Here is a 6269-nt window from a genome sequence, read left to right on the forward strand (position 1 = left end):
GTTTTAAATAATTCATCAAATATACCCCTTTGTTGATTTAAAATGAGGGAGCTGAAGATTGTTTCAAAGAAAAGAGAAGAGATGATTGACATTACTAGCGACATTCAAAAGATATTAGCTGAGGAGGGTGTCCAACGCGGGCATGTAATAGTTTATGTTCCCCATACAACAGCTGGTGTAACCATAAACGAGTGTGCTGATCCTAGTGTACAACACGATATTATTGAAACTCTTAAAAGACTTGTTCCTGGGGATGGTAACTATGATCATATGGAAGGCAACAGCGATGCACATATCAAAGCAAGTTTACTTGGGTCATCTGTGACTGTTCTTGTGGAAAACAAAAAACTTGTTCTTGGCACATGGCAGCATATATTTTTCTATGAAGGAGATGGACCAAGAAACCGCAGGGTTTACATAGACATTATTTCCCGTTAATTTGAATATCTAAATGTGTGAAATTATGTTGTACTACATCCATGGATATGAATCAAACCCTGATAGTGCAAAAGGGGTGTTGTTTAGGGATAAACTTGGTGCTAAACCCATAAAATATCGTGATTGTAAACCGGAAGATATAGTAATTTCTGATTGTTTAAAACGTATAAACAATGAGATTAAAGACGATAAAAAGGTTTTTCTCATTGGTTCATCGCTTGGGGGTTTTCTAGCTGCTTGTATTGCTCTTGAAAACCATAATGTAAAGAAGCTTATATTGCTGAATCCAGCTGTTATCCCACCATCTGAGGATGTGAGTAAATTTCAAGGGGTACCTCATAGGATATTATGTGAGATGAAGGATAACCAACTTTTTGAAAAAAGGATTAACGCAGAAATCACCATATTAGTTGGCATGGAAGACGATGTTATACCACTTCGTTGGATAATGGAGTTTGCGATAAAACAGAATGCTACAATCCAGTTCTTAAGTGATGACCATGGTTTTACAAAAAAATTAAATGAATTACCCCTCATCATCTCTGATATATTAAAATCATAAAATTACTTAGACAAAAAACATTAATTATTAGAACATATACCCTGTGTGAGTTAAGATGGAAGATATCTGGATTGAGAAATACCGGCCAAAAACACTTGATGAGGTTGTTGGCCAGGATGAGATTATTGAACGGCTTAAAGCATATGCGAAAACAAAAAACGTACCACATCTAATATTTGCAGGACCAGCTGGTACAGGAAAAACCACATCAGCCCTTGCGCTTGCAAAAGAACTGTTTGGTGAAAATTGGAAACAGAATTTTATAGAACTCAACGCAAGTGATGAGAGAGGTATAGGGGTTATACGTGGTAAGATAAAGGATTTTGCAAGAACAGTACCAATTGGTAAAACACATTTTAAAATTATTTTCCTTGATGAGGCTGATCATTTAACATCTGATGCACAGGCTGCTCTGAGGAGAACAATAGAGAGATACACCCATATATGCCGTTTCATTTTATCTGTGAACTACTCCTCAAGGATAGTAGAACCTATACAGTCTAGGTGTACTGTTTTCAGGTTTCATCCTATCAAAGCAGATGATATAAAAAAATATATGCGTAAGATAGCATCTAGCGAGAAACTGGAGATAACACCAGATGGGCTAGAGGCACTTATATTTATCTCAAGAGGAGACCTGAGGAAGGCAATTAACATTTTGCAGGTAGGTGCATCGATTGATAAGAAGATAACAGCTGAATTGTTGTATGAGACTAGTGCAACAGCTAAGCCAGAGGATATTAAGAACCTTCTTAACTCTGCGCTTACAGGTAATTTCACAGCAGCGAGAAACCAGCTCTATGATCTTTTGATAAAGCATGGTTTAAGTGGCGAGGATATAATATCTCAGATACATCAGGTTATATTTGATTTGTCAATACCTGATGAAAGTAAAATAAGGCTGATAGAGAAAACAGGTGAGGCAGAGTTTAGATTAATAGAAGGGAGTAATGAGCATATACAACTAGAAGCGTTACTAGCCCAGTTTGCCCTTGAGGGAAATAAACTAAAGTAATTTTTTTTTGATGAAATCGTCAGCAATTTTTTCTAGTTCTTTAGCTGTTTCATCACCTACGCCATATCTTACCCTGATAACTGGTTTGTCTGTTTTTAAAACCCTTGAAATATCAATGGGTGTCCCACTAACAACAAGCTCGCAGTTGGAGTTGTTTATGGTTTTTTCCAGTTCTTTTATCTGCTTCTTGCTATATCCCATAGCTGGTAGAACATTGGAGAGGTGATCATATTTTTTAAAAGTCTCAACAATTGAACCAACAGCATATTCCCTTGGGTCTATTATCTCTTTTGCACCCCATGTCTCAGCAGCTATTTTGCCAGCGCCGAATTTCATACCACCATGTGTAACAGTAGGACCATCCTCTATAACTAGTACTCTTTTGCCTTTTATCATCTCTTTGTCATCGGCTGTTATAGTTGAAACACCATCTATTATCTGTGCTTTGGGGTTAATTCTTTTTATATTGTTTCTAACGGTTTCTATATCCTCTTTTTTAGCGGTATTAACCTTGTTTATGATAACTATATCTGCTTGTCTAGCGTTAAGCTCACCAGGGTAATAGCTAAGCTCATGCCCTGCCCTATGTGGATCAGCAACAGTTATCAACAAATCAGGTTTTATAAAAGAGAAATCGTTGTTCCCACCATCCCATATGATAACATCGGCTTCTTTCTCTGCTTCTTCGAGGATCTTTTTGTAGTCAACACCTGAGAAGATAACACCATCCATGTCTATGTACGGCTCGTACTCTTCACGTTCTTCTATTGTGCAGTTGTATTTATCTAGATCCTCGTACACCTGGAAACGCTGGACCACCTGAATTGTTATATCCTGGTCATATGGCATCGGGTGTCTGATAGCTGCAACCCTGTAGCCTTTTTCTTGTAGTATCTTAAAAAGTTTTCTTGAAACCTGTGATTTACCACAACCTGTTCTAACAGCGCAAACAGCGATAACAGGTTTATTTGATTGCAGCATAGTACTTTTTGTTCCCATTAAAACAAAATCAGCACCAGCCGCGTTAACAATAGCTGATTTCTCCATGATGTAAGCATTGGGTACATCGCTGTAGGCAAAAACAACCATGTCCACATTTTTTTCTTTTATCAGTTTAGCTAAATCTTCCTCAGGATAGATATGTATACCATCTGGGTATAGTTTACCACATAGCTTAGCAGGATATTTCCTACCAGCTATATCAGGTATCTGAGTAGCGGTAAAAGCGACTACATCATAGTCTTCATTGTCTCTAAAATATACATTAAAGTTGTGGAAGTCTCTTCCTGCTGCACCCATAATCAGTACTCTTTTTTTGCCAGACATAAAATATTCCCATGGTCTGCTCTCTGGGTATCGTCTAACCCTTTAAAATGCTTTTCCAGCTAGTAAAAAATGGTGTTTTTTCCCTTATATTTTATCGAATTTTTTAGCTATATCCTTAGCTACCTCTAGGGTGGTGTTTTTTCCACCCATATCATAGGTTCTAACTTTACCTTCTCTGATCACGGTTGCCACAGCCTCTTCAAGTTTCGTAGCTGTTTTTGTTTCACCTAGCCAATCAAGCATGAGTTTAACAGTAAGAATCATAGCTATGGGGTTTACTTTGTACATACCAGCATATTTTGGTGCACTACCATGGGTAGGCTCAAAAACAGCGTAATTATCACCAATATTACCACTGGATGCAAAACCTAAACCACCAACAAGTTGCGCAGCAAGATCAGAGATAATATCACCAAACATATTTGATGAAACCAATATATCATAATCTTGTGGATTTTTAACAAGCCACATACACATAGCATCAACATTTACTTCTTTATATTCAATATCTGGATACTCTGATGCTATTTTTCTTGCTTCTTGAAGCATAAGACCACTTGTTTCACGGATAACATTGGGTTTTTCAACAATTGTTACACTTTTTCTTTTATGTTTTTTTGCATACTCAAAAGCTTGACGAACAATATTACTAGATGCTTTTCTTGTAATAATACGAGTAGATATTGCCATATCGTTCAAAGGAACATTTGAAAAAGCTTTCATTTTAGGATGAGTCATGAGAGCATCAAAAACCACCTTTGGGACAGGATGAAACTCTACACCAGCATACAGATCCTCAGTATTCTCCCTGAAAACAACTAGGTCGATATCATCCCTGAAATTCAATGGGTTACCTTTGTAGGCTTTGCATGGTCTCAAATTTGTGTGCAAATTAAGTAGTTGCCTGAGTCTAACAATAGGACTTGTATAAACAAAACCTTTATCCTGAAGCTTTGGATCAAGCTCTTTTTGCGCCTCCTCCTTAGGTTTAGATGTTATAGCTCCAAATAGACAGCAATCAGTTTGTTTAAACAAGTCGATTGTTCTTTGTGGTAATGGGTCTCCCTCTTTTTTCCAGAACTCCCAACCAACATCACCAGGTATGTATTCAGCGTCAAGATTTATTGTGTCAAGAACAATTTTTGCAGCATCCATCACATCTTTACCAACACCATCACCAGGTAACCAAGCTATTTTATATTTCGTCATGAAAAGCAGAATTATAATTATCGTTTTAAAGCTTTCCAGAAAGCTATTAAACAACCCTATTTTTTTCTAAAAAAATTTTTGATGGTTTATTTTCTAAGTTCCCCTAGTGTGGTTACACGCTCAGCAAAAGCGTTATGTTTGTGAATCGATTCCTCGCTTTCGCTTCTGACAATAACCAGCACATCATCTGGGAGATTCTTATATTTCTTTAAAATAGCACTTAGTATGTCTCTTACTACATCCTCAACGAACTTTGGGTTGTTATGTGCGTTGAAAACAATTTTTGCTTCTTCATCTCGTTTTAAAATACTATATGTAGGGCTGCTAAAAGCTTGTTCAGCGATGTCTATGAGGTCGTTTGCATCAACAGAGCGATCCTCACCAGGGACTTCTATCATCAACGTGGTTATATTCCTCTGATTATGGGTTGGTGTAGTAATATTTTTTCCGTATCCCCCTATTTTTCTCACTGTTTCCATGGCGCATGGGCAAGCTGTCATACCTATTGCTTTCACGCCGATGAGTTTCTTTACTTCCCCTTTGTTGTTTGCCCTTGCCTCAGCAACAAGTTTGTAAGGCTCTAAACCTTTTTTACCAGACGGGTAAACCCTGTCTAGGAAATAATCTGCTTCTGCTTTTACCTCTGAGCAGGTCGCGTAATCATGTTTTTTGAGTAGTAGTTTTGCTATTTTAGCGCAGAATGATTCAAGGTCAGATACTGGTTCCTTTAGGTTTTCATCGTTTATCTCTGAGACCAACTCTAGGTTACGTGACATATGGCTTCCTTTTTGGGAAGCCGGTAGATCAACAAAAAGATCCATTTTCACAACCAATGATATAGCAGTGTCTCTACCTGGTCTCTTTATGTGAACAAGTTTTTTTACATCTGTTACACCAACACGAGTTAGTTTGAAATTTGATTGTGATGGACTTGATTGTACATCTGGTAAATCTATGGATCTTATCTAAATCACCCCTTCTCAAAATAAAAATCGTTTTAATTAAAGTTCGCATTCAACCCAGTTTTGCAAAAAGTACATTAAACAGGTTCTAATTTAGGGTGAACATATTCTTGCCGCTGTAGCATAGCCTGGTTGCGCGATTCCTTGGTAAGGAATAGGTCGAGGGTTCAAATCCCTCCAGCGGCTCTTGTTAACAATCATTTCTTCTTTCTTTGTTTGATTATATTTCCTACTGCTTTTCCACCCTGGAGATATGCTTCTGTTATGTAATCTTTATCTTTCATTAACCCTTCTTTGTTTTTCCCTTTTTTATCGTCTAAACCGTAAACCATAAGATCACTACCTCTTAGAATAAAGAGTTATATATAGCTTTCCTCCTGTTATCTATCTGTTGAAAACGCTTTTAGTAGATATTTTTTTCCTTTTTTGACATTTTTACACGATAGCTTTAAATACAATCATTGATAAAGATTACCACGCTATTAAATATCATGAAGAGGTGCTAAATGAGCAATCTAACAGAAAAAGACAAGGAAATGATAATGAAATTCCTACAAAACAACATAGGAAAAAACCCTCTCGTAAAAGAAGTAATAAAAAAATAATAAAACAAAGTTTTTTCCTATTCTCTGTTTTTTCGTGCTTGTCAACTTTAGCTCCTTGTGATGTGATACATTGACACAAAGCATTCAATCCACTGTTGAGTGCTATCAACAGTGGCATTATAAGGCCAGTTTCTATAAAACAATTTTATCCG

General features: G+C 36.9%; 7 protein-coding genes and 1 tRNA gene. 4 read left to right on the forward strand and 4 right to left on the reverse strand.

What is annotated here, in order from left to right; genetic code table 11:
• The first annotated feature begins 42 nt into the window (after positions 1-42).
• Genes QHH19_01245 through QHH19_01255 form a run of 3 tightly spaced genes read left to right on the forward strand, consistent with a single transcriptional unit; the run spans position 43 to position 2015 of the window.
• Positions 43-438, forward strand: coding sequence for a secondary thiamine-phosphate synthase enzyme YjbQ (locus tag QHH19_01245; GenBank protein ID MDH7516962.1), 396 nt, complete (start codon positions 43-45; stop codon positions 436-438).
• 25 nt (positions 439-463) lie between these two features.
• The gene (locus tag QHH19_01250; GenBank protein ID MDH7516963.1) at positions 464-1000 is read left to right on the forward strand and encodes a YqiA/YcfP family alpha/beta fold hydrolase; all 537 of its coding nucleotides are present in this window, start codon (positions 464-466) and stop codon (positions 998-1000) included.
• A gap of 55 nt (positions 1001-1055) precedes the next feature.
• Complete coding sequence (locus QHH19_01255; GenBank protein ID MDH7516964.1) at positions 1056-2015, forward strand: replication factor C small subunit; 960 nt, start codon at positions 1056-1058, stop codon at positions 2013-2015.
• Here QHH19_01255 and QHH19_01260 read toward each other — a convergent pair.
• The 3 genes from QHH19_01260 to mptA all read right to left on the reverse strand — a co-directional run bounded on the left by QHH19_01260 (position 2007) and on the right by mptA (position 5515).
• Positions 2007-3341 (reverse strand): cyclic 2,3-diphosphoglycerate synthase, encoded by a 1335-nt coding sequence (locus QHH19_01260; GenBank protein ID MDH7516965.1) that lies wholly within the window; start codon positions 3339-3341, stop codon positions 2007-2009. The genes QHH19_01255 and QHH19_01260 overlap by 9 nt on opposite strands.
• A gap of 84 nt (positions 3342-3425) precedes the next feature.
• On the reverse strand, positions 3426-4550 hold the full coding sequence (locus tag QHH19_01265) for an isocitrate/isopropylmalate dehydrogenase family protein (GenBank protein ID MDH7516966.1): 1125 nt from the start codon (positions 4548-4550) through the stop codon (positions 3426-3428).
• Between the two features lie 86 nt (positions 4551-4636).
• Positions 4637-5515: a GTP cyclohydrolase MptA gene (mptA, locus tag QHH19_01270; GenBank protein MDH7516967.1), complete on the reverse strand. Its 879-nt coding sequence runs from the start codon at positions 5513-5515 to the stop codon at positions 4637-4639.
• A 109-nt stretch (positions 5516-5624) separates the two neighbouring features.
• Here mptA and QHH19_01275 point away from each other — a divergent pair.
• Positions 5625-5698, forward strand: a tRNA-Thr gene (locus QHH19_01275).
• Between the two features lie 11 nt (positions 5699-5709).
• On the opposite strand, the gene QHH19_01280 is transcribed toward QHH19_01275, so the two are convergent.
• Positions 5710-5844 carry a hypothetical protein gene (locus QHH19_01280; protein MDH7516968.1) on the reverse strand — a complete coding sequence of 45 codons (135 nt, stop codon included), beginning with the start codon at positions 5842-5844 and terminating at the stop codon, positions 5710-5712.
• Positions 5845-6269 lie beyond the last annotated feature (425 nt).

It is taken from the genome of Candidatus Thermoplasmatota archaeon (assembly GCA_029907305.1).
GTDB lineage: Archaea > Thermoplasmatota > E2 > DHVEG-1 > DHVEG-1 > JARYMC01.